At 71.9% G+C, this 21,215-nt stretch carries 15 protein-coding genes; 9 read left to right on the top strand and 6 right to left on the bottom strand.

Going from position 1 to position 21,215, the window contains the following annotated elements; translation table 11 throughout:
• Positions 1-19 precede the first annotated feature (19 nt).
• From ACFY8U_RS09925 to ACFY8U_RS09905, 5 genes are all read left to right on the top strand, one after another.
• A complete protein-coding gene (locus ACFY8U_RS09925) occupies positions 20-262 on the top strand; it encodes a DUF397 domain-containing protein (RefSeq protein ID WP_361605935.1) in 243 nt (80 codons plus the stop codon).
• A 47-nt stretch (positions 263-309) separates the two neighbouring features.
• The gene (locus ACFY8U_RS09920) at positions 310-720 is read left to right on the top strand and encodes an ACT domain-containing protein (RefSeq protein ID WP_389568015.1); all 411 of its coding nucleotides are present in this window, start codon (positions 310-312) and stop codon (positions 718-720) included.
• A gap of 486 nt (positions 721-1,206) precedes the next feature.
• Complete coding sequence (locus ACFY8U_RS09915; RefSeq protein ID WP_389568322.1) at positions 1,207-4,008, top strand: ATP-binding protein; 2,802 nt, start codon at positions 1,207-1,209, stop codon at positions 4,006-4,008.
• A gap of 649 nt (positions 4,009-4,657) precedes the next feature.
• Entirely contained in the window at positions 4,658-5,158 is a 501-nt protein-coding gene (locus tag ACFY8U_RS09910) for a hypothetical protein (protein ID WP_260230756.1), read from the top strand.
• A gap of 16 nt (positions 5,159-5,174) precedes the next feature.
• On the top strand, positions 5,175-5,540 hold the full coding sequence (locus ACFY8U_RS09905; RefSeq protein WP_361434112.1) for an RNA-binding S4 domain-containing protein: 366 nt from the start codon (positions 5,175-5,177) through the stop codon (positions 5,538-5,540).
• Between the two features lie 53 nt (positions 5,541-5,593).
• On the opposite strand, the gene ACFY8U_RS09900 is transcribed toward ACFY8U_RS09905, so the two are convergent.
• Positions 5,594-6,847 carry a Gfo/Idh/MocA family protein gene (locus ACFY8U_RS09900; protein ID WP_389568012.1) on the bottom strand — a complete coding sequence of 418 codons (1,254 nt, stop codon included), beginning with the start codon at positions 6,845-6,847 and terminating at the stop codon, positions 5,594-5,596.
• A gap of 112 nt (positions 6,848-6,959) precedes the next feature.
• The gene (locus tag ACFY8U_RS09895) at positions 6,960-8,108 is read right to left on the bottom strand and encodes an ROK family transcriptional regulator (RefSeq protein WP_389568009.1); all 1,149 of its coding nucleotides are present in this window, start codon (positions 8,106-8,108) and stop codon (positions 6,960-6,962) included.
• Positions 8,109-8,471: 363 nt separating this feature from the next.
• On the opposite strand from ACFY8U_RS09895, the gene ngcE reads away from it, so the two are divergent.
• From ngcE to ACFY8U_RS09880, 3 genes are read left to right on the top strand one after another with little or no spacing between them, the layout of a single operon-like run.
• Complete coding sequence (gene ngcE, locus ACFY8U_RS09890; protein ID WP_389568006.1) at positions 8,472-9,857, top strand: N-acetylglucosamine/diacetylchitobiose ABC transporter substrate-binding protein; 1,386 nt, start codon at positions 8,472-8,474, stop codon at positions 9,855-9,857.
• 13 nt (positions 9,858-9,870) lie between these two features.
• Entirely contained in the window at positions 9,871-10,782 is a 912-nt protein-coding gene (locus ACFY8U_RS09885) for a carbohydrate ABC transporter permease (protein ID WP_389568004.1), read from the top strand.
• Positions 10,783-10,800: 18 nt separating this feature from the next.
• Positions 10,801-11,724, top strand: coding sequence for a carbohydrate ABC transporter permease (locus ACFY8U_RS09880; RefSeq protein WP_361602394.1), 924 nt, complete (start codon positions 10,801-10,803; stop codon positions 11,722-11,724).
• A gap of 67 nt (positions 11,725-11,791) precedes the next feature.
• Here the strand turns inward: ACFY8U_RS09880 and ACFY8U_RS09875 are convergent, their stop codons facing one another.
• From ACFY8U_RS09875 to ACFY8U_RS09865, 3 genes are all read right to left on the bottom strand, one after another.
• On the bottom strand, positions 11,792-13,981 hold the full coding sequence (locus ACFY8U_RS09875; RefSeq protein ID WP_389567999.1) for a germacradienol/geosmin synthase: 2,190 nt from the start codon (positions 13,979-13,981) through the stop codon (positions 11,792-11,794).
• A gap of 159 nt (positions 13,982-14,140) precedes the next feature.
• Positions 14,141-16,063 (bottom strand): N-acetylmuramoyl-L-alanine amidase, encoded by a 1,923-nt coding sequence (locus tag ACFY8U_RS09870; protein ID WP_389568319.1) that lies wholly within the window; start codon positions 16,061-16,063, stop codon positions 14,141-14,143.
• Between the two features lie 410 nt (positions 16,064-16,473).
• A complete protein-coding gene (locus ACFY8U_RS09865; RefSeq protein ID WP_389567998.1) occupies positions 16,474-17,598 on the bottom strand; it encodes an aminoglycoside phosphotransferase family protein in 1,125 nt (374 codons plus the stop codon).
• Positions 17,599-17,832: 234 nt separating this feature from the next.
• Between ACFY8U_RS09865 and ACFY8U_RS09860 the strand changes: the two genes are divergently transcribed.
• Complete coding sequence (locus tag ACFY8U_RS09860; RefSeq protein ID WP_389567995.1) at positions 17,833-19,329, top strand: hypothetical protein; 1,497 nt, start codon at positions 17,833-17,835, stop codon at positions 19,327-19,329.
• Positions 19,330-19,664: 335 nt separating this feature from the next.
• Here the strand turns inward: ACFY8U_RS09860 and ACFY8U_RS09855 are convergent, their stop codons facing one another.
• A complete protein-coding gene (locus ACFY8U_RS09855; protein ID WP_389567993.1) occupies positions 19,665-21,134 on the bottom strand; it encodes a PP2C family protein-serine/threonine phosphatase in 1,470 nt (489 codons plus the stop codon).
• Positions 21,135-21,215: the final 81 nt, after the last annotated feature.

Below are 21,215 nucleotides of genomic sequence, written 5' to 3'. Positions count from 1 at the left end.
ATGCGGGAGGAGCACGGACGTGGCGGAGAGCACCACCACCCAGCACGCCTTCGCGGGCTGGGACAAGCCCGAACTCGACCTCAGCGGGGCCGACTGGCGATCGAGCAGCCAGGGCGCGGGAGACGTCCAGATCGCCTTCGTCGAGGGCTTCATCGCGATGCGGAACGAAGGGCGTCCGGAGGCGCCGTCGCTGATCTTCACGCCGGCCGAGTGGCGGGCGTTCGTGGTCAACGCCCGCGAAGGTGAGTTCGACCTGACCTGACACGTCGTCGCCGCCCCTGTGATCCCACCCGCCCTAGGGTGGTGATCATGAGTGCAGAACGTGATCTGACCCGGCTCGTCGCCGGGATGCGGCCGGAACTCAACCCCGGCCGCTATGTCTTCACCACCGTGGACGGCCCCGCTCCAGGGGGAGTCGCCCCGGTCGTCACCGTCGCCGAGAGCGAGGGGCTCACGCTGGTCGTACGCCAGGAGGAGGCCGACGCCGCCGGGCTGCCGTACGACTATGTGGCCGCCTGGATTACGCTGCGGGTCCACTCCGCGCTCGATGCTGTCGGACTGACCGCGGCGTTCGCGCGTGAACTCGCCAGGGCCGGGCTGAGCTGCAACGTCGTGGCCGGATTCCACCATGATCACCTGTTCGTCGAACACGCCCGCGCGGACGAGGCGTTGGCCGCGCTGAAGGATCTCGCGGATCACCCGCACCGGTCCGCCTTCTGACCCTCGCAGGGGGCGTATACGGGCGTACGCTGGGGTCCTCGCGGGGCCCATCGGCCCGGCCGCACTCATCCGCGCGCCGGGTGTGCGCCCCCGGCGTGGGGGTGGAACGTGGCAGTACACAGTGGCAGGGCGGGCCGTCGAGGCTCCGGCCTCTTCGAGCGTGAGGCGGAACTCGCCGCGGCGGAAGAGGCGTTGAACCAGCTGACCGGCCTCGGTGAAGACGATCCGTGGCCGGAGCCGGAGGACCCGGACGAACGGGTCCCGCTCCCGCGCCAGACCCCACAACCCGGCGCGCCACCGGGCCCGCCGCTGCGCCTCCTCCGGGATGTGGCCGAGCCGCGCGATTCCCAGGCGGAGGACCGGGTCCCCGACGCGCGGGACGCGGCCGGGCCGCTCGACTCTCCGGGGGAGGCCCGAGTCGCCGACGCGCGGGACGCGGCCGAGCCGCGCGATTCCCAGGCGGAGGACCGGGTCCCCGACGCGACGGTGCGCCCGATCCGGACCGCCCGCACGCCGCGCGGGGGCATCCTCGCCTATGCCGCGCCGGCCGGGCTCGGGAAGACCACGCTGCTCGCCGAGATCCGGCGGCGCGCCGCCGCCAAGGGGTGCACCGTGCTCGCGGCGCGCGGTGGTGACCAGGAGCAGCGCGTCGCCTTCCACGTCGCCCGCCAGCTGCTCCAGCCGCAGCTCGCCGCGGCATCCGACACCGAACTCCGCTCCAGGCTGGGCAGTTGGTACGACATCGTCGGACCCGCCCTGGGGCTGTGCGCCGCCGGCGACGGAGGACCGCCGGACCCGCAGGGCCTGCGCGACGGGCTCGACTGGGTCCTGACCCACCTGGCCGTCCGACGCGCCCCGCTCGTCGTCGTCCTCGACGACGCCCACTGGGCCGACCCCGAGTCCCTCGGCTGGCTCTCCGCCTTCGCGCCGCGCGCCGAGGAGCTGCCCATGCTCCTCGTCGTCGCCTACCGGCCTGACGAACTCCCCGACAGCGGCGACGAGTTCACCGGACGGCGGTCCGGCAGGCGGCCCCTCGGCCTCGAACCCCTCACCTCTTCCGCCATCGCGAGCCTCGTCCGCGACCGGGTCGGGTCGCACGCCGACGACACCTTCTGCCGGGAGTGCTGGGCCGTCACCTCGGGCAACCCCTTCGAGGCCGTCGAACTCGCGGCCAAGGTCCGCGACCGCGGTCTCGAACCCCGGGCCGAGGCCGCGCACGAGCTCCGCGATCTCGCCGCAGCCGTCAAGGGCAGCGGTCTCGTGGCGACCCTCGAACGGCTCGGCACCGCCACCGTCCGCCTCGCCTGGGCCTGCGCCGTCCTCGGCACCGAGATCTCGCCCCAGCTCGCCGGCGCCGTCGCGGGGCTGGGCAGCGAGGCGGTCGCCGACTGCGCCGGACGCCTGCGCGACGCGCGCGTCCTCGCGGGCACCGAGACCCTCGAGTTCGTCCACCCGCTGATCGCCACCGCCGTCTACAAGGCCATCCCGCCCGCCACCCGCGTCGCGCTGCACGGCCAGGCCGCCTGGTGCGTCATCGACGCCGGCCTCGGCGCCACCGCCGCCGCCCGTCACCTCCTGGAGACCCACCCGGAGGGCGACCCCTGGGTCGTCGGCCATCTGCGCGAGGCCGCCCGCGAGACCCTGCGCGCCGGCGCCCCCGACGCGGCCCGCCGCTTCCTCGCCCGCGCCCTGCGCGAACCTCCCGCCGACGACGAGCGCGCCGCCGTCCTCTTCGAACTCGGCAGCGCCTCCCTGCTCACCGAGCCCGCCACCACCGTCAACCACCTCCGCGCCGCCCTGGAGGAGCCCGTCTCCGACCCCGCGCTGCGCCACGGCATCGTCTACCGCCTCTCCCAGGTCCTCGCCCACAGCGACCGGCTCGTCGAGGCCTCCGAACTCCTCGGCCGCGAGTCCCGGCTCACCACCGACGCCCGCAGCCGGCTCCGTATGCAGTCCGAGAAGTTCATGTGGGACGCCTTCCGCGCCGACGAACCCGACTCGCCCGCCCGCTCCCGCCGACTGGCGCGGCTCGCCGACCGGCTCACCGGCCGCGACCTCACCGAGCGGTACGTCATCGGCCTGCGGGCCTGGGACGCCACCCTGCGCGCCGAACCCTCGGCCGTCGCCGTCGGCCACGCCGAACGCGCCCTGGACGGCGGCCTGAGCTGGGCCGACGAGAGCCGCGGCTTCGAGGTCCCGGTCCTGGTCGCCCTCACCTTCCTCTACGCCGACCGGCCCGGCCGTGCCGAGGAGCTCTTCGCGGCCGGCACCGCGGAGTTCGAGCGCCAGGGCTGGCGCGGCGCCCACCTCTCCTTCGCGTACACGCTCCTCGGTTACATCAGGCTGCGTCGCGGCCGGCTCGTCGAGGCGGAGGACTTCGTCCGCGCGGGGCTTCGCCTCGCCGAGCGCGTCGGCCCCCGCACCCCCGCCCACTGGTACGCCGTCGGCGTCACGATCGAGGTGCTGCTCGCCCGCGGCCGTGTCGAGGAGGCCGCGCGGATCGCCCGTACCCACGACTTCGGCGAGCCGTTCCCCGCCGCCGTCACCTTCCCCGACTCGCAGACCGTCCACGCCGAACTGCTCCTGGCCTCCGGTCGTGTCGAGGAGGCGGCGGCCGAGCTGGCCGCCGTCGGCCGGCGCCTCGACCCGCGCGGCATGCGCAACCCGGCCTGGTGCCCCTGGCAGCTCCACCTCGCCCTCGCCGAGGCCCGGGAGACCCCCGAGCGGGCCACCGCGACCGCCCTGGAGGCCGTGGCCCGCGCCCGCCAGTACGGCGCGCCCTCCGCCATCGGCCAGGCGCTGCGCGTGACGGCCGAGGTCGTCGGCGGCGACGAGCGCGTGAAGCTCCTGGAGGAGTCCGTCGACTGGCTGGAGCGGTCGCCCGCCGCGTACGAGCTGGCGCGCTCCCTCGTGGCTCTCGGCGGCGCGATGCGCCGCACCGGACGCACCGGCGAGGCCGCCGAGTATCTCTACCGAGGTCTGGAGGCCGCCCAGACCTGCGGGGCGGACGGCCTGGGGGAGGAGGCCAGGGCGGAGCTGGCGGCCGCCGGGCTCAGGCCCCGCACCCTCCACTCGGCCGGCACGGACGCGCTCACCGCGCGTGAGCGCGCCGCGGCCGAGCTCACTGTCCGTGGCGAGGACGCGGCGGCCGCCCTGGGCACCGACGAGGCCACCGTGACCCAGCTCCTCTCGGCGGTCTACCGCAAACTCGGCACGGACCGCGCAGGCCTCACCCAGGCCCTCACCAAAACCGGCCGAGACCCCAGCGAAAGCCCCCGACACCCCTGACCCGCCAACGGCACGACCGCCCACCCGCCGACCGGGCGCCACGTTGGCGACGGGGTTCCCGTCCGGCAGGGGCCGACGGCCTGCCGGTCGGGAGTGCGACGAGCTGCGGACCGGGGCGACATGCCCCGCCGCGGCGGGATGGCGACGGGCTCCGCCCGGCGTAGTTCGAAGGCACGCCGCGCAGGCGAGCGGTTGCCTGCCGACAGGGGCGGCACGCCACGTCGGGCAGAGGAGCACATGCCCCGTCGCGGCGGGTCGTGGCGGATCCGTTCGGCAGGGTTCGGCGGGCCGCCGAGCGGGCGCGCGGCTGGGCGCCTAGCAGGGGCGCGGCGGCGCGTCGGACCGGGGCGGTGCGCCATGCCGGGCGGAGGGGGAAATGCCCCGCCGCGGCGGGTCGTGGCGGAGCCGTTCGGTGGGGGGCGGCTGGTCGTCTCGCGGGAGCGCGGCTGGCCGCCGGGCAGGGGCGTGGCAGCGCGCCGGACCGGGGCGGCGCGCGCCGCCGGATCGCGGTGCGACGGCTCGCCCGGCGCCTCTGTCATGGCGTGCCGTCGCGGCCCTCCGACGCCTCCGTCACCGCGTGCCCTCGCGGCCCTCCGGCGGACCCGCCCCGGCGCGTCGCGATGGGCGTCGGGGCACGTACCATGGCCGTATGTCCTTCCTCCGCCGCCGCAGCGCCGCCACACCCGCGGGCCCGGACTTCGACGTCCTGGCCATGGACCCGGGGGACTGGCCCGGCAACCTCGGTGCCGGTCTGCTGCCCGCCCCCGACGGCAGCTGCCAGGGCGTCTTCCTGCGCTACGACCTGTTCGGCGGCCGCGGCCCCGCGATGATCATCGGCAACCTCCCGGAGGGCTCCCCGGCCCGCGAGCTCGCCGATGGCCAGATCCCGTTCGAGGTGGCGCAGCTCCTCGCGGCCCTGGACAACGACGAGCCGGTCGAGGTCCTCGACACCGAGGACATGCCGGTGATGCAGGGCGACAACCTGCTGATCGTGCGCCGGCTCAAGCTCTCCGAGAGCCGCATCGCCTGCGTACAGTTCGACCGCAGCGACAACGTCCTGGTGACGATCGCCAGTTGGGACCGGCCGATCACCGACGATCTGTACGCGCTGCTCAAGCCGCTGCCCGCCGAGCTGTTCCAGCAGGGCTGACGAGGGGCGGGGGCCGATGAGCGCACGCGTCGACAGCTGGATCTGGGCGGTCCGCCTCACCAAGACCCGCTCGCAGGCGGCCGCCGCCTGCCGCGCCGGACACGTCAAGGTGAACGGCGAACGCGCCAAGCCCGCCCAGCCGGTGAAGCCCGGCGACGAAGTACGCCTCTTCCACGGCGGCCGGGAGCGGATCGTCGAGGTCAAGCAGCTCCTCACCAAGCGGGTCGGCCCGCCCGTCGCCGCCGAGGCGTACGTCGACAACAGCCCGCCGCCGCCCCCGCGCGAGCACGTGGCCCTGGCCGCCGTCCGCGACCGCGGCGCCGGCCGCCCCACCAAGCGTGAGCGCCGCGAACTTGACCAGCTGCGCGGCCGCCCCGCCTGACGTCGCCTCGCGGCGGGGCGTGAGACCACCGGGGGCACCCGCCCCTTCCGCGCTCAGGACACCTCGACGACGGTGCCTGTCTCGCGGGCGCGTTCCGCGGCGAGCACGGACAGGTGGCTGAGCAGCGACTCACGCGGACCGGACGAGACGAGCGAGGGGTCCTCGGCGGCGACCGCCGCGACGAAGGCCTCCATGAGGCCTTCGTCGCCGCCGCCGTGACCGCCTCCGGCGGACATGCTCCCGGTGGGCAGGGTGTCGACCGCCTCAGTGGTCCCTGTGCGGAAGTCGTGGATGTGCAGCATGCGGCCGTCGCCCCGGATCTCGCCGCGGGTGCCGAAGATCTGGGTGCGTCGGTTGGCCATCTCCGTGAAGCCCGTCATGGTGAACGTGGCGGTGGCGCCACCGGCGAACTCCATGGCGACCACCTGATGGTCCACGACGTCGTTGTCACAGGCGTACACGCAGCGCCCGTACGGGCCGGTGCGCAGCGCTTCCTCCAGGGCCGTCCCGGTGAAGTCGTCGAGCACGACCGACAGCGGCCAGCCCTTCTGGCCCGCGGCGAGCCGGTCGCCGTAGAACCGCACCGCGTCGAAGACGCACTCGCCACGCACGGGGCACTCCACACAGCGGTCGGCGGCGTCCTGGGGGCGGTTGGCGGGCGTGAAGTGCGTGAGGCGGCCGAAGCTGGAGACGCGCGCGGGCGGCTCTCCGACGATGTGCTGCAGCCAGTCCAGGTCGTGGCACGACTTCGCCATCAGCATGGACGTGGACTCGTCCGTACGCCGCCAGTTGCCACGGACGTACGAATGCGCCTGGTGCCAGTGGCCGACCGGTTCCAGGTGCTGCACGCTGATGACGTCCCCGATGCGGCCCTCGTCGACGACGCGCTTCAGCACCCTGGTGTACGGGGTGTACCTCAGGACGTGGCCCACGGCCAGGATCACTCCGGCCCGCTCGACGGCGTCGACGATGGCGCGGCAGGACTCCTCGTCCACAGCCATCGGTTTCTCCAGCATGATGTGGTAGCCCTGCGCGGCGAAGGCCAGAGCGGGCTCCAGATGGTCGCGGTCCAGGGTGCAGAGCAGGACCGCGTCCGAGACGCGTCCGCGCTCCACGATCTGGCGCCAGTCCGCCACGGCGGCGTCGGCGGCGAGGCCGTGCTCGGCGGCGAACCGTTCGCGCCGCACGCGCAACGGCTCGGCCACGGCCACGACCCGTGCGCGGTCCGGATGGCGCAGGGCGTAGCGGGCGTGACTGGTTCCGCGGTCACCCGCTCCGACCACCAGCAGCGTTGTTGCGTCGGGCATGTGTCGCTCCTTCTGTCGCGGACAGCCGGGGAGGGGGCGTCCGGGTCCGGGCCGAGGTGTACGGGGCCGGCCGGTGCGCGGGCCCCGACCCGCCGGCGAGGCCGGCCGTTCGTCAGGTCACAAGCTTCAGGGACTCCGGATCGTCCAGGAGTTCGCGGTTCACGGCGTCCAGGGCGATGCGGACGGCGCCGCGCGCCACCACCGCGTCGCCCAGAGTGCTGGTGGTGACGGGCGGTACGTGTTGGGTGATGTGGTCGAGCTGCTCGTTCAGCGAGGGGACCAGGGCGTCGGCCAACGGACTGATCCCGCCGGCGAGGACCACGAGCTCCGGGTCGACCGCCAGGATCAGGGCCGCGATCGCCGGGGCCAGCCGCCGTGCGAAGTCGTTGATGGCCGCGAGGGCTTGTGGATCCTTGTCCGCCGTCGCGCGGGTGAGTGCCTCGATGTCCGACTCGCCGGGCAGACGCTCACCGCTCCAGCGCAGGCACTCGAGGGCCGGCCCCAGGCCGAGGTGGGGGAGCGTGCTCATCTCGCCCGCGCCGCCACGGCGCCCTCGGTGCAGGCGCCCCGACAACAGCAGCCCGGCGGCGATCCGGCGACCGGCCAGGATGCAGACGGCGTCGTCCACCAACGCGGCTGAGCCGCGCCAATGCTCGGCCACCACGGCCAGATTGGCATCGTTCTCCACGAGGATCCGGCAGGAGAACGTGTCCGCGAACCGCCTGGCGAGGTCGACGTCGTTCCAGTCCGGGATCACCTGTGACCTGACCCTGCCCGTGGTGTCGACCATGCCGGGTACGCCGACGGCGATCGCGAGCAGCCGGCCGGAGGCCACGGAGTGTGCGGACAGGGTGGCGTCGAGACGGGCGCGCAGGAACTCGAGACGTGCCAGCCCCGTCATCTCCGGGTCGGTGTCCTCCCGTACGCGGGCGATCGTCTCGCCCGTGAGATCGGACAGGTCCATCACCACCTTGTGCAGGCCGATGTCCACGCCCACCACGACGCCGGCCTCGCCCCGGAACCGGAAGGAGCGGGCGGGCCTGCCGCCGGCCCTTCCCGAAGGGCTCCCTTCGCTCTCCGCCACCCAGCCGAGCGCGGACAGCGACTCCACCAGACCCTCGATCGTGGGCCTGGACAGGCCGGTGGCGGCGGTCAGCTGGCTGACCGTCTGAGGACTGCGGGCGTGCAACGCGCGGATCACCACGGCGGCGTTCATCTTCCGCAGACCGGCCAGGTCCCTACCCCGTATGCCACTGGGCACGTCCACGTCCTCCATCAGCCCGTCGCGGGTCCGTTGATGAAAGAGAGTTACACAACCTCTGCCGGGGGCGTCAATGGCAGACCATGAGGCGAACAGGTGCGGTTCCCGAGGTTATTCAAGAGACTTCGCTTACGTCCTTGACGAGGTCGCGCGAGAGAGCCATGCTCCCCCTGCGCAACCTCACCCCCGGCATCCGGCGCTCTCGACGGGGGTGTCCCGGTGATGCCCGCCCACGACACGTGACGCACCTGATCGCGACGCGACCCGCACAGCCTGATCACTCGTCAACTCTGTCTCTTTCGCTGGAGGCGTGCCATGTCCGGACTCCCCAACCCTGACCGTCGGGCCGTACTCAGACGTGCGATGGCCGTGGGCACCACCCTTGCCGCCGGTGCGTCCTTGGGTGGTTGTGCCATGGGCGGCGGAGGTGGTTCCGACGCCCCGCCCCGGGTCGCCGAGGGCGAGAAGACGGCGGACAACCCCCTGGGGGTCAAGAACGGTTCCACCGTGGAGCTCGTGTGGTTCAAGGGCGGCAACCCGAGCTATCTGCCGGACTCGGTCGACCCGATCTTCCGGAAGAAGTACCCCGAGGTGACGCTGAAGCGCGGCGCGACGGAACGGATGTCGCAGACGCTCCAGCCGCGATTCGTCGGCGGGAACCCGCCGGACTACGTGGACAACGTGGGTGCCGACAGCCTCGATCTCGGCGCGCTGATCCAGGGCGGGCAGGTGCTCGACCTGACCGAGCTGTACGAGGCCCCCTCGGTGGACGACCCGAAGAAGAAGGTCAAGGACACCCTTCTGCCGGGCGCCTACGAGAACGCGCTGATCGACGGCAAGCCCTACGTGCTCTCGTTCTACGCCCGTGCCTTCGGTCTGTGGTACGACGCGAAGCTCTTCGAGAGGGAGGGTTGGAAGGTCCCCACCACATGGGACGCCTTCCTCTCGCTCTGCGCGGAGATGAAGAAGGCCGGCATCACTCCCTACGGTTTCGCCGGCAAGAACGCCGCCGACTACCACTCGCAGGTCATCCTCACCTCGGCCACCAAGATCGGCGGCCATGACGTGATGCGCGCGATCGACAACCTCGAACCGGGGGCCTGGACCGCGCCCGCGGTCAAGCAGGCGGCCGAGGCGTGGGCGGAGGTCGGCGCCCGGTACACGGACAAGAGCTGTCAGGGTCTGATCCACACCGAGGTGCAGCTCCGTCAGAACCAGGGCAGGATCGCCCTCTACCCGTCGGGCGACTGGCTGGAAGCGGAGCAGAAGCTGTCCACGCCCAAGGGCTTCACCTACGCGATGATGCCGGTCCCGAGTGTCACCAGCTCGGACGCCCTTCCGGTACACGCCATCCACACGGCCATCGGGGGCGGCCAGACGTTCGTCCCCGCCAAGGCCAAGAACCCGGCGGCCGCCATGGAGTACATGCGGCTGATCTTCTCCCGGCAGGGTGCCAGGGCCTTCACCGCCGCGAGCGGCTGGCTGACGACGGTTCAGGGCGCGGCGGACGGTGTTCCGCTTCCTCCGGGAATGGCCTCGTCCCAGCGGGCTCTCGACACGGCCGCGGCGGACAAGTCCATGTTCGAGGGCAAGTACGCCGTCTGGTACAAGCCGTTGGCGGAGGAGCTGAAGAACGCCACGCTGGAGTTGATGTTCCAGGGCGGGTCGGGCGAAGCGTTCGCCAGGCGCATGCAGAAGAAGGCCGACGAGCTCAAGAAGGACTCCTCGGTCAAGAAGTTCAGGCGCTGAGCGGAGGCCGGACATGCGGCATGGCAGATACCCGTTCATCGGCGGCTTCCTCGTGGCCCCGGTGGTCCTCTACGTCGTGTTCGTCCTCGGCCCGTACGCCCAGGCCTTCCAGATCGCGCTCACGAACTGGCGCGGCGTCTCGGAGCAGGCGGACTACGTCGGCCTGGACAACTTCACCCGGCTCCTCCAGGACGACATGTTCTGGAAGGCGATGCGCAACCACGGCCTGATGCTGCTGGCCGTGCCGCTGTGCACCATCGGTCTCGCCCTCGTCTTCGCCTTCCTGCTCAACGTGGCCGGCAAGAGGCGTTCCGGCGGCACCAGCGGCCTGCGCGGGGCGGGCATCTACCGGGTGGTGTTCTTCTTCCCCCAGGTCCTGTCCATCGCCGTCGTCGGCGTGCTCTTCCAGGCGGTCTACCGCCCCGACGAATCCGGAGTCCTCAACGGTCTGCTGACCCGGTTCGGCATCGAACCGGTCGGATTCCTCACCGAGCCCGCCGTCGCCCTGTGGGCGGTCATGGCCGTCATGGTCTGGGGCGGTGTCGGCTTCTACCTCGTCCTGTTCGCCGCGGGCATGGCCGCCATTCCCAGAGAGCTGTACGAAGCGGCGGAGCTGGAGGGCGCCGGGCGGATCCGGACCTTCTTCTCCATCACGCTGCCGCTGCTGCGCGGCACCGTGCAGGTGGCCTGGGTCTACCTCGGCATCGCCGTCCTCGACGGCTTCGCGCTCGTCCAGGTCCTCTCGGTGAACATGGGCGGGCCCGACGGAGCCACCACCGTCGCCGGCCTGCAGGTCTGGCAGAACGCCTTCACCTACTACAAGTTCGGCTATGCCTCCGCCATGGGCGTCGTGATGTTCTTCGTCGTCATGACCTTCGCCGCCCTCACCATGCGCCTCACACGGCGCGAGCAGCTCGAGTACTGAGAGGGAGCTACGACAGCGATGCCGACCCGCACCGAAGCCCCGGCGATCTCCAAGGCGTCCGAACCCGGCCCGGATCCGCAGCCCGCATCCAGAGCACGTCGGGACCGCGAGCAGGTCGGCCTCCTCACCGGAATGGCCCACCTCTCCCTCGCCCTGTGGGCGCTGGTGGTGATCGTGCCGCTGCTCTTCACCTTCCTGAGCTCCTTCAAGAACACCGAGGAACTCTTCGGCGACCCCTTCACCCTGCCCGCAGCTCTGCGCTGGGACAACTGGGTCCGCGCCTGGGACACCGCCCACGTGGGGCAGTACATCCTCAACAGCGTCGTGGTCGTCTTCTTCGGCGTCGTCGGCACCATGCTGCTGGGTTCGATGGCCGCCTACGTGCTGGCCCGGTACGAATTCCCCGGCAACCGGTTCCTCTACTACATGTTCGTCTCCGGGCTGACCTTCCCCGTCTTCCTCGCCCTTGTCCCGCTGTTCTTCGTCGTGAAGAACCTCGGCCTCCTGGGCACCCACACCGGTCTCGTTCTCGTCTACATCGCCTACTCGCTGCCGTTCACCGTCTTCTTCCTCGCCGCCTTCTTCAAGACACTGCCCAAAGAGATCGCCGAGGCGGCGGTGGTCGACGGCTGCTCCCACACCCGCACCTTCTTCCAGGTGATGCTGCCGATGGCGAAGCCGGCCGTCGTCAGCCTCACGATCTTCAACGTGCTCGGGCAGTGGAACCAGTACCTCCTGCCGCTCGTCCTGCTCCCCGGCGACGCCCAGGACAAGTGGGTCCTGCCCCAGGGCATCGCTTCCATCTCCACCGCCGCGGGCAACCAGGCCGACTGGGGCGCGCTGTTCGCCGCCCTGACCATCTCGATCATCCCGATGCTCGTCATCTACGTCGTCTTCCAGCGCCAGATCCAGTCCGGCCTCACCGCCGGCGCGCTCAAGTGACCGACGCTGCCCACGGGTGAGGTGCCGGCTGTCAGCCGGCACCTCAGGGACGCCCGCTCTTCGCGAGCTACGGGGCGAACGCCGAGGCCAGCCGCGCGGCCGAGGTGCCGATACCGGTCGGGCCCCTCCTCGCCAGCGTCGCACCCCTGCCCGAGCGCGCGTCCTCGGGGCAGTAACGACGCACGCCCCGGTGCCAGTTGAGGATTCCGGCGAGCCAGTCCTCCAGCTCGCGCACATACGCCTCGAAGGCTGCCCGCCCTTGCGCGTCCAGAGCGAAGTCCTCGTAGAGCAGAGGCAGTTCGTGCCTCTTCACGTGCTCGAACTGGCGCAGCCGCCCGCGCATCAGATCGTCGACCATCGACACGGCCGTCGGGTAGTCGCAGTCGAAGAACTTCTGCAGGACGAGGACCCCGTTGTGGACCTCCCCCTCCACCTCGATCTCCTTCTGGTACGAGAAGAGATCGTTGAGGAGCGCCGCGTAGTCCGCGGCCGAGTTCTCCAGAGCCCGGACCGCGCCGCTGTCAAAGATTCCGGACGGCAGCCCGTCCGTGCGCCGGAGCTTGCACAGCAGCATGGTCATGTCCGAGCCGAAGGTGAAGCGGCGCATCTCGATGTAGTCGACGGGGTCGGGGACCCGGTGCTGCGCCTGGTTGTGCAGCTCCCACATCCAGCTGTCGAGCATCCCGTCCATGGCGCTGCGGAACCTGGCCCTGGCGTCGGCGCTCATCGGCCCGGCGGTCCGCGCCCACAGATCGGCCAGCGAACGCTCCATCGGACTGACGGCCGATGCCCGCGCCGCGTCCGGATCGGTCGGCGACATCAGGGACTTGAGGCGCTCGGTGCACTCCTTCGCGCCGATCAGGTTCCGCGGCCGGCCGAAGACCAGCGGATAGTAGTCGTCGCCGTACGTGCCCCAGGTCAGCCACTCCGCACTGAGCTCCAGCTCCTCGGGTGTGGCGTCGGGGTCAAGCCCCGCCGAGCAGAGCGCGAGGTCGAAGCCCTCCATCATCGGCCGGTCCCAGATGTCGTCCAGGAGCCCCATCCGCTCCGCCCAGTCCTCCGAGCGGCGCTTCGCCTCCTGGTGGTGCGGGTTGAGCGTCAGCGGGTAAGGCAGGTCGAAGTCCGGCAGCAGCGAGGCCCCGAACTTCTGGTGCGGGACGTGCGTCAGGGCGCGCAGGCGCGAGGCCGCGGGGCGGCCGAAGAGGGTCGTGATGTCCAGGGCCGACGTGCCCAGCACCCCCTCGAGACGCGAAGGCCCGGTGTCCAGGCCCTCGTTCATGTACCGGCTGGAGCGCATGTGCCATTCGTGGCCGCCCGACTGCCAGTCCTGCAGCCCCTTCGTGTACGCCGCGACCGCCGCGCACTCCGCGGGGGTCAGCCTCTTCTCCAGGCAGAGGCCGGGGACTTCGGTCAGCGCCGTGTTCTCGAACTGCTGGAGCCGTGAGGTCAGCAGGTCGTTGACGGCCTCGGCCGCCTCCTGCGTCGTACAGCCGAGGAACTTCTCCAGGACGAGCACGCCGTTGCTGTTCTCACCCTCGTCCTCGACCTCCCGCTGGTACGAGAAGAGGTCGTTGCGCAGATGCACCGCGTCGGAGAACGTGTCGCGCAGCACGAGCAAGGGCCTGGCGTGCGCCACCTGCTCCGGGACCTCGGCGCCCGCCGCGTACTCGACGAGCCCCGCCGACCAGGGGGCTCCGCCCACCTTGCGTCGCATCTCGATGTACTCGACGGGGTTGGCGATCCGCCCCTCGTTGATGTTGTCGAGCTCCCACAGGGACTCGTACAGCAGCGCCTCGGTCGCCGTGGCGAACCGTTCCCGCCAGGCGGTGGACATGGACGGGACCGTGCGCAGCCACAGGTCCGCGAGGCCGGCCTCCACCGGGTTGGTCGGCTCGGGCATCGGGGCCGAAGGGTCCTTCGGCATGAACAGCGGCAGCCGGTCCAGATACGCCTTGCTGCCCGGCCGGTCCTGGGTGCGCTTGAAGACCTCCAGGAAGTGGTCGTCGAAGAAGAACACCCAGGTGTACCAGTCGGTGACCAGCGACAGCGCCTGGGCGTCGCAGTCGGGATGGGTGTACGAGCAGAGCAGCGCGTAGTCGTGGGAGTCGAGGTCGTGCTCCTCCCAGACGCCGGAGCCCTCCAGCATCCCCATCTCCCGCGCCCACTCCCGGGTGTGCGTGCGAGCGGTCTCCACATGGGGATTGAGCCGCGCCGGATACGGAACATAGAAATCCGGCAGGACGAAGGGCTGAGCCATGCGTGCGGGGCCTTTCGGTGGGCGTGGGCGGTGACCGGCCGAGCCCTACCCCCCGCCCGTGTGCCCCACGCGACGCCGAAGTTAGTCATATGAACGGCGAGGAGTGGCGCCCGGAATCCCCGCCCCGGCACCACCCCTCGCCCCCTGGCCGGATTCGGCTCAGGCGCGGGAGACCCGCACGTCAGCCGCCTTCACGAAGGCGACCCGATGGCCGAACTGGATCTCGTAGTACTCCTCCTGGCCCCGGACGACCCGATGCCCCGTGGCGTCGAACACCGGAGCGAAGTAGTACTCGCCCGGGGTACGGTCACCCACCACGTACGACTGGCCCGCGAGCAGCTTGTACGGCAGCGGCGACACCGCCTGGACCGGCACACCGGCCGGGTACGCCGAGGCCTCCGGATAGGCGCGCCCGTACACCGGGACCTCCGCCAGGCCCTCCTTCGGGGTCAGGACCAGCCCTCGCGAGTTCACCGCCGTACGCTGCCCCTTCGGGTTGTGGAACCAGGCCTTCTGGCCCAGGTACCAGATCGCCGTCCAGTCGCCCCGGCGCTCGGCCACCGCGTACTGCTGGCCCGTCGAGGCCCGCGCCCCCGTGTCGTTGACCCCGGTCGTCGAGTCCTGGCCGTCCGGCCGCAGACCGGCGTCCTTCACCAGCGGGGCCTCCGCGCCCGGCGCCGTGTGCAGCCGGACCGCGCCGCTGCCGTGCGGGGCGCACGCCTCTCCCGCCTTCACACACCCCGTGTACACCGGCTGGTGCGCGGTGTACTCCGGACGGATCGTCACCACTCCCGCGTTAGCTCCCGCGGTCGAGGTAAACGGCCGCCCGAGCAGCTGGAAGTAGTGCGCCCAGTCCCAGTACGGCCCCGGATCGGTGTGCATCCCGCGGATCGTCGACGCCGTCGTGCCCGGCACGTTGTCGTGACCGAGGATGTGCTGCCGGTCGAGCGGGATGCCGTAGCGCTGTGCCAGATACCGCACCAGACGCGCCGAGGTGCGGTACATCGCCTCCGTGTACCACGAGTCCGGCGCGGTGAGGAAGCCCTCGTGCTCCAGGCCCACCGACTTGGCGTTCACGAACCAGTTGCCCGCGTGCCAGCCGACGTCCTTCAGCGGCAGATGCTGGGCGATGTGGCCGTCCGACGAGCGCAGCGAGTACTGCCATGACACGTACGTCGGGTCCTGAACGAGCCGGAGCGTGACGTCCCAGGTCGCCTCGGTGTCATGGACGACGATGTACTCGATCGACTGGGAAGCGGGCCGGTTCGCCTTGTCGTGGTTGCCGTAGTCCCCGTCCCCGAACTCCTCGTACGGCGCCGGGATCCACTCGCAGGCCACCGTCTTCGGACACTCGGTCCGCCCCGCCTCCGCCGTCCGCAGCCCCAACGACTGCACCTGCCCGGTCTCGGGCACGAGATCCGCGTCGCCCGCGAGGGTGACCACCTGACCGCTGTCGGTCCGCCGGGACTCACCGGACCGGATCACGTCGAACACGTCGTTCGCGTACGTCGTCGCGGTCGCCGTGTCGTCGGCGCCGGAGTAGCGCGCCACCGCGCCGAACCAGTCGGCCGGGTCGGCGCTGAGCGGCCGGCCCGAGGCGCGCTGGGCGGCGGCGAGCAGCGCCGCCCCGCCCTCGATGTTCGCCGCCGTCCCGGTCCGCAACTCCCGCGCCGGAATCCCCGTCAGCGCGGCCGCCCGGTCCAGCGTCCTCAGCCGCTCCGGCAGCTGCGCAGGCGTCGGCAGCGGGGTCTCCGCCTCCGTTCCGTGCCGTGGCGCGCGGGAGGCGTCCCCCCGCGCGTCCTCCTCGCCGTGCGAGTGGTGCGGGGCCTCGGCCAGCGCGGTCGCCGCGTCCGTGAGGTGCATCGGACCGTAGCCGCCGGTCACGCTCGGGGCGCCGCCGTGCGCGTCCCACCGTGACTGGAGGTACGACACCGCGAGCAGCACGCTCTGCGGCACGCCCTGCCGCTCGGCCGCCGCCGCGAACTGCCGCTGGAGCGAACCGGTTTCCAGCGGCTCGGCCGTGGCCGGCGGAGCGCCCGAGAGAAGGGGGAGGAGCAGGGCGGCGGACGCCACGGCGCCCACCGCTCGGGGAACCCGTCTGCGCGACGCGGAACGGTGCAAGGCAGCCTCCAGGTACCAGGGGTGATGAGGGGGCGTGCGGGGCCGGTCCTGTACAGGGGTATCGGCTTGCCGACGTTCCGTCAATCACCCGGCTCGACACGGGTCTTCCCATGTCAAGGGGGCTGTCAGGGCCGTCTCGCGGAGTTTCGCGACGGCGACGCGCCGGCCTGCGGCGCGTCAGTGGCGTGGACCAATGGGCGCGGGCGGGGCGCGGTCCAAAGTGGTGGGTGCCGGGGCGGTGGGTGCCGGGGTGGTGGGTGCCGGGGTGGAGCAGGAGCTTCGGCACCTGGCTCACACACTCGGAACGCCGCGCACCCGGTGTGTCGGCACCGGGCGCACGGCGTGTCACCCCCGTGAGCGGTCGGCGCGCGTCAGCGCGTACCGACCGCGGCGCGCACGGCCCGCCGTGCCATGGCGCAGTCGTCGTGCAGCCGCCGCAGCAGCCGCCGCTGTTCCTCACCGGGCGAGACCGCTCCCGAGGGGACGGGAACCGAACCGGCGGGCGGGGCCTCCTTGATGGTGCGCTGCACCGCCGTCTCGTACGTACGGATCTCCCGGGTGAGCACGATCATCAGGTTCACGAGGAAGGCGTCCCGGGACGCCGGCCCCGCCTGCTGGGCGAGCTGACTGATCTGCCGCCGGGCCATCGGCGCGTCACCGAGCACCGACCACATCGTCGCCAGGTCGTAGCCGGGGAGGTACCAGCCCGCGTGCTCCCAGTCGACCAGGACCGGGCCCGTGGGAGAGAGCAGGATGTTGGAGAGCAGGGCGTCGCCGTGACAGAACTGGCCCATGCCCTGGCGGCCACCGGCATGCGCGAGCCCGTGCAGCAGTTTCTGCAGGTCGTCCCGGTCACGGTCGGTGAAGAGACCCAGCTCGTGGTAGCGCGCGATCCGGGACGGGTAGTCCAGCGGCGCGTCGAAGGTACCCGCGGGCGGCCGCCAGGCGTTCAGCCGGGCGATCGCGCCCAGCGCGGCGCGCAGATCCGTACGGGGCGGAGCCTCGACGGGGTGGCGCGTCAGCGCCGCCGCCCGTCCCGGCATCCGCTCGATCACCAGCGTGCAGTTCTCCGGGTCCGCGGCGATCAGCCGGGGGGCTCGCACCGGTGGCCGGTGCCGGACGAAGGAGCGATAAGCAGCTATTTCGTGCTGGAACCGCTCGACCCACGCGGGGGAGTGGTCCAGTAAACACTTCGCGACGGCCGTGGCCCGCCCGGTCGTGCCGACGATCAGTACGGAACGCCCACTGCGCCGCAGGACCTGCACGGGGTTGAACTCCGGGCAGATCCGGTGCACGGAGGCGATGGCCATCCGCACCTGCGCCCCTTGAGGGCCGGACAGGTCGATTCTTCCGCTGAGCGGCTGAGCGGCACTGCCCGCCCAACGCCTCGCGCGGGCCGCCGGAACGACGGGGGCGAGGTACGGTCCGCTGCCGACCGGTACGGAACGGTGCTGGGGCCGGGGCGGGGCGGACACGGAGGACGATGCTGTGTACATGGAGGAGACAGATCCCTTCGTGTGCCGACGAGTTACGTGCGTCGCCCCGCCCGACCTCCGGGCCGCACCCTGGGGAATGTGGGCCGGTTGCCGGGGCGGGGTGGCGCGTTCCTACCTGACACCCGGGCGCGGGTGGCGGAACATCGGGCGCACCCTGGCGAAGCCTGGCGAATAGTCGCCAGCCCTATGACAGGGGGTTACTGTCAACTCAGCCGAGAACCTGGGGGCTTAGACGTGACCGGACAGACCAACACCCGCCTGGCAGACCTCTTCGGCCTCGCCGGCTGGTCCAAGGGAGAGCTCGCGAGGCTCGTCAACCGGCAGGCGGCGGCCATGGGCCATCCGCAACTGTCGACCGACACCTCACGGGTGAGGCGATGGATCGACATGGGGGAGACCCCGCGCGACCCCGTACCCCGGGTGCTGGCTGCACTGTTCACCGAGCGACTCGGCCGTGTCGTGACCATCGAGGACCTCGGGTTCGTACGACACGGGCGTGCCGGGAGACGGCAGAACGTCAGGAACACCGACAACCCTGACGGGCTGCCCTGGGCGCCCGAGCGTACGGCAGCGGTCCTCACCGAATTCACGGGAATGGACCTCATGCTCAACCGACGCGGCCTGATGGGCGCGGGCGCCGTGCTCGCCGCCGGCTCCGCACTCAGCAGCGCCATGCACGACTGGCTCCACACCGACCCCGCACGCGCCGCCGCGCAAGCCCCCCGCGTGAACGATCCCCTCCACGCCGACCCCGCTGGGTTCGACCGCTACGAGGCCGCCCCTATCGGGTCGGAGGAGATCGAAGCACTGGAGCGATCGGTGGAGGTGTTCCGCGCCTGGGACGCCTCCCGCGGTGGCGGCCTCCAACGCAAGGCAGTCGTAGGACAGTTGAACGAGGTGGGCGGCATGCTCGCCTACCGCCACCCCGACCACCTGCAGCGGCGCCTCTGGGGCGTCGCGGCCAACCTGGCAGTCCTGGCAGGCTGGATGTCCCACGACGTGGGCCTGGAACCCACCGCCCAGAAGTACTTCGTCATCGCCGCCCACGCGGCCCGGGAGGGCGGCGACCGGCCACGCGCCGGGGAAGCCCTGTCCCGCGCGGCGCGTCAGATGGTCCACCTGGGCCGGCCCGACGACGCACTCGACCTGATGAAGCTCGCCAAGTCCGGCTCCGGCGAGCAGGTCCTGCCGCGCACGCAGGCGATGCTGCACACCATCGAGGCCTGGGCGCAGGCGTCCATGGGCAAGGGCCAGGCCATGCGCCGTACGCTCGGCGAGGCCGAGGACCTGTTCGTCTCCGACCGGTCGGACGTGCCGCCGCCGAGCTGGATGCAGAACTTCGACGACGCCGACATGCACGGTATGCAGGCCCTCGCGTACCGCACCCTCGCCGAACACGACCCCACCGCCGCGGTCCCCGCCCAGCGCCACGCCAAGCTGGCTCTGGAGCTGCGCCGCAACGGTCACAACCGATCGAAGCTCTTCGACTACATCTCCCTCGCCTCGGCCTGTTTCATCGCCGACGACCCGGAGCAGGCCGACCGGTACGCGCGGCTCGCCCTGGTCTCCATGGGCGAGACCTCCTCGCACCGCACGTGGGACCGGCTGCGCGAGATGTACCGGCTGACCGGGCAGTACGCCGGCTACGCCAAGATCGAGGACCTGCGCGAGGAGATCGCGCTCGCGCTGCCCGAGCCGGCGTCGAAGCGGCCGAGGGCCCGCGGGATCTGAGGGCCGGCCCGACTCCTGTACGCACGAGAAAGGGCACACCGGCGCCTGCCGGTACGCCCTCCTGAGGGGTGCTTGCTCGCCGGGTGCGGGGCGGGCGCGCCGGGGCCTTTTCCGGCTGTGCGTGCCGACGCCTCACGGGCCTGGCTGACGCCTCACGGGCCTGGTTGCGTGGGTCTCATCGGCCGACCGGGACCAGTGGCCGACGCGGACCGGAGGCTGACGCTGACATGTGGCCGGCGCGTACCTGTGGCTGACGGGGCCTGGCCGGCCCGCGTGGGGCCCTGCTCGTCGGCGTGACCTTTCTCGTTGCTGTGGGCCTCGTCGACCGACCGGACCTAGTGGCCGACGCGGACCACCATCACGCAGGCGTCGTCCTCGCGCGGTGCCTCACCGAACTCCTCGACCACCGACCGTACGCAGTCCTGCGCGTCCCGGGCCTCCGTCAGCCGCGGAGCCAGGGCGAGCAGCCGCTGCGTACCCGTGTCGTCCATGCTGTCGCGGCGGGTCAGTCCGTCCGTGTGCAGCACGAGCAGGTCCCCGGGGAGCAGCCGGATCTCGGCCTCCTCGTACGCGGCCCCGGTCGTCGCTCCCAGGAGCACACCGTCGGGCCGCTTCAGGGCACGCCCTGTCCCGTCGCGGAAGAGCAGCGGGGCGGGGTGGCCCGCCTGGGCCCAGGAGAGGGTCTGGCTGACCGGCTCGTAGCGGCAGCACATCGCGCTGCCGAGCGCCGGCTGCACTGCGGATTCGAGCAGCTGGTTGAGATGGCCCATCAGGGCACCAGGGCGAATTCCGGCCACGGCCATGCCGCGCAGCGCGCCGAGGAGCATCGCCATGGACGACGTCGCGGAGACACCGTGGCCCGTGAGGTCACCGACGGTGAGGAGCGCATCGCCGTCCGGGAGCGCCAGCGCGTCGTACCAGTCGCCGCCGATCAGACCGGTCGAGGCGGCGGGCAGGTAGTGGCCCGCTACGTCGAGCGGGGCGCCCGGGCCGCCGTGGGCGAACCGCAGGGAGCCGCGCCACGGAGGCAGCACGGCCTCCTGGAGCTCGACGGCGACGCGCCGCTCTGTGCGCTCGATGTGGCGACGGCGCTGGAGGCTGTCCCGGGACTCGCGGACCGCGCGCTCGCTGCGGCGCAGCTCGCTGACGTCACGCAGGACGGCCCACATGGAGGCCGTGCAGCCGTCGGAGTCGAGGACCGGCTCGCCCATCATGTGGAGCGTACGGACCCGGCCGTCGGTGCGGACGATGCGGAACTCGCCGTCGATCGGCTTTCCGTCGATCAGACAGTCCGTCACCATCGCCTGGAGTACGGACTGGTCCTCGGCGAAGACCATCGAGGGCAGCTCGTCCAGCGACATCGGGCCGCTCTCGGGGTTCCGGCCGAAGATCTGGTACAGCTCCTCGGACCAGCTGACCTCGTCGTTCAGCAGGTTCCACTCGGCGCTGCCGACGCGGCTGAGGAGGGAGCCGGTGCGCGGGGCCGGGACGCCGTAGGCGGCGCCGGGGTCGGAGACGCCCTCGGCCTCGACCTCGATGACGTCGGCAGCGGGGGCGGCGGGGAGCTCGTCGGGGATGCCGGCCTTGAGCTGGCCCAAATGGGCGCCCAGATCGTCGAGCTGATGCACGGCCAGGTCGCAGAGGGCACGCTGCCAACGGTTCTTCGGGTCGTCCTCGTCCATCACGGCGTCCCGGCGCACGGCGTCCACGTCACCGCGCAGACGGCGGGTCTGCGAGATCAGCGCGTCCACGGTGCCGGGCTCCGGCGGCTGGGCTGGACGGTCCGCGTAGAGAGGGGACGGCATGTCGTACTCCGATACAGGCGCGACGCGGGCGAGCGGTGGAACGAGGCCCGGATACGACTGTTGCACAGGCGGAGACAGCCC

Source organism: Streptomyces sp. NPDC012508, from assembly GCF_042902595.1.
In the GTDB taxonomy this organism is placed as follows: domain Bacteria; phylum Actinomycetota; class Actinomycetes; order Streptomycetales; family Streptomycetaceae; genus Streptomyces.
This window is presented reverse-complemented; position numbering and strand designations above follow the sequence as displayed.